A 2,628-nucleotide genomic window follows, 5' to 3' on the forward strand; every position below is an offset into this window, starting at 1 on the left:
CCCTACTACACGGCGGAGACCGCCCCCGGCTACCTCCCCGGCATCCTCGCCCGCCACGGCTTCGACCCCGAGGGCCGCCCCCTGCGCGAGCCGCCCGCACCCGGCCGCGAGGAGAGCGCGCTGCGCCGCGCCACCCGGAACGCCCTCCGGGAAGCCGCGCGCGGGGCGTACCGGCACGGTGTGCAGCGCGTGGCGCCCGTCATCCGCCGGCTGGGGGAACTGTGACCGAGGAGTACACCATGTCGTCCGCCCCACCGGCCGTCCTGGCCGTTATCCCCGCCCGCGGCGGTTCCAAGGGGGTGCCCGGCAAGAACCTCGCCCCCGTCGGCGGCGTCCCGCTCGTCGCCCGCGCGGTCCGCGCCTGCCGGGCGGCACGCCTGGTCACCGACGTCGTCGTCTCGACGGACGACCCGGCCGTCGCGGCCGCCGCCCGCGCCGCGGGCGCGGAGGTCGTCCAGCGGCCCGCCGCGATCGCCGGGGACACCGCGACGAGCGAGGCGGCGCTGCTCCACGCGATGGACGCGTACGAGGCGATGCGGGGGGTGCCGGTGGGCACGGTGCTCCTGGTGCAGTGCACCAGCCCGTTCCTCACGACGGAGGACGTGGAGGGGGTGGCCGCCGCTGTCGTAGAGGGCGGAGCGGACACGGCGCTGACGGTGGCCCCGTTCCACGGCTTCGTGTGGCGGGATGAGGCCGCAACCCGGTTGTGGGCAGGCGTTCCGCAGGGCGGAACGGGTGGGCACAACCGGACGACGGTGCCGCACCCGTCCCGGGGCGCGGGGGCGGAGCCCCCGGTTACGGGAAGGGGCGGGACCGGGGTCAACCACGACAAGACGGTCCGCCCGCGCCGCCAGGACCGCCCCCAGGACCTCCTCGAAACCGGCGCCGCCTACGCCATGGAAGCCACCGGCTTCCGCCAGAACCGGCACCGCTTCTTCGGCCGCACCGAACTCGTCCGCACCGACCCCTCCCGCGTCCTGGAGATCGACGACCCGCACGACCTCGCCCGCGCCCGGGCCCTCGCGCCCCTGCTCGACACCGCCCCCGCCGCCCTGCCGCGCCGCGAGGACGTCGACGCCGTCGTCCTCGACTTCGACGGCACCCAGACCGACGACCGCGTCCTCATCGACGCCGACGGGCGCGAGCTCGTCGCCGTCCACCGAGGGGACGGCCTCGGCGTCGCCGCGCTGCGCCGGGCGGGGCTGGCGGTGCTGATCCTGTCCACCGAGACCAACCCCGTCGTCGCCGCGCGCAGCCGCAAGCTCCGTGTGCCCGTGATCCACGGCAGCGAGCGCAAGGACGTGTCGCTCAAGCAGTGGTGCCAGGAGCACGGCATCGACCCCCAGCGGGTGCTCTACGCCGGCAACGACGTCAACGACCTGCCCTGCCTGGGCCTCGTCGGCTGGCCCGTGGCCGTCGCCGACGCCCACGGCACCGTACGCGCCGCCGCCCGTGCCGTGACCTCCGCCCGGGGCGGCCGCGGCGCCGTCCGCGAGATCGCCACCTGGCTCCTCGGCGAAGACCTCGGCACCACCGCCTGACTCCTCCCTCGCTCCCTTCCCTCACTCCCTCCCTCCCCGTCACCAAAGGAACCGCCCCGTCATGAACCCAGCACCGCGCAGCGGAACCCGCACCCGGCTCCTCGGCGACCGGCCCGTCGGCCCCGGGCACCCCGTCTACGTCACGGGCGAGATCGGCATCAACCACAACGGCGACCTCGACACCGCCCTCGCCCTCGTCGACGCCGCCGCCGACGCCGGCTGCGACGCCGTGAAGTTCCAGAAGCGCACCCCCGAGACCTGCACCCCGCGCGACCAGTGGGACCTGGAGCGCGACACGCCGTGGGGCCGGATGACGTACATCGACTACCGCCACCGGGTGGAATTCGGCGAGGACGAGTACCGCGCCATCGCCGAGCACTGCGAGAAGCGCGGCATCGCCTGGTTCGCCTCGCCCTGGGACACCGAGTCCGTCGCGTTCCTGGAGAAGTTCGGCGTCCCGGCCCACAAGGTGGCCTCCGCCTCCCTCACCGACGACGAGCTGCTGCGCGCCCTGCGCGCCACCGGCCGCACGGTGATCCTCTCCACCGGGATGTCCACGCCCAGGCAGATCCGGCACGCCGTCGAGGTGCTCGGCAGCGACAACATCGTGCTCTGCCACGCGACCTCGACCTACCCGGCCAAGGCCGCCGAGCTCAACCTCCGGGTGATCAACACCCTGATGGCCGAGTACCCCAACGTCCCCATCGGCTACTCCGGCCATGAGACGGGCCTCCAGACCACTCTCGCCGCCGTCGCCCTCGGCGCCGCCTTCGTCGAGCGCCACATCACCCTCGACCGCGCCATGTGGGGCTCCGACCAGGCCGCGTCCGTCGAACCCGGCGGACTGAGCCGGCTCGTGCGCGACATCCGCGTCGTGGAGGAGTCGCTGGGCGACGGGGTCAAGCGGGTGTACGACAGCGAGCTGGGGCCGATGCGCAAGCTGCGCCGGGTCGCGGGCGTCGTCGCCGAGGCGGACGACCGCGAACCCGTCGCGGTCTGACGGGCCCGGCCGTGACCCCACCCGAGGGGCCGGCCGACGGACCGGTCCCGGAGGCGGCGGAGGCTCCCGTCCGCCGCCTCCGGGACC

Annotated in this window: 2 protein-coding genes and 1 pseudogene; all 3 read left to right on the plus strand. The window is 75.0% G+C overall.

The features are described 5' to 3' along the window. Positions 1-225, plus strand: a pseudogene (locus tag K6I33_RS34220) (hypothetical protein); the annotation flags it as partial. Positions 226-239: 14 nt separating this feature from the next. Further along, positions 240-1,541: an acylneuraminate cytidylyltransferase gene (locus tag K6I33_RS34225; RefSeq protein ID WP_229358699.1), complete on the plus strand. Its 1,302-nt coding sequence runs from the start codon at positions 240-242 to the stop codon at positions 1,539-1,541. Between the two features lie 61 nt (positions 1,542-1,602). After that, positions 1,603-2,541 carry an N-acetylneuraminate synthase family protein gene (locus K6I33_RS34230; protein WP_229358700.1) on the plus strand — a complete coding sequence of 313 codons (939 nt, stop codon included), beginning with the start codon at positions 1,603-1,605 and terminating at the stop codon, positions 2,539-2,541. Positions 2,542-2,628 lie beyond the last annotated feature (87 nt).

Source organism: Streptomyces sp. UNOB3_S3, from assembly GCF_020740895.1.
Classification (GTDB): domain Bacteria; phylum Actinomycetota; class Actinomycetes; order Streptomycetales; family Streptomycetaceae; genus Streptomyces.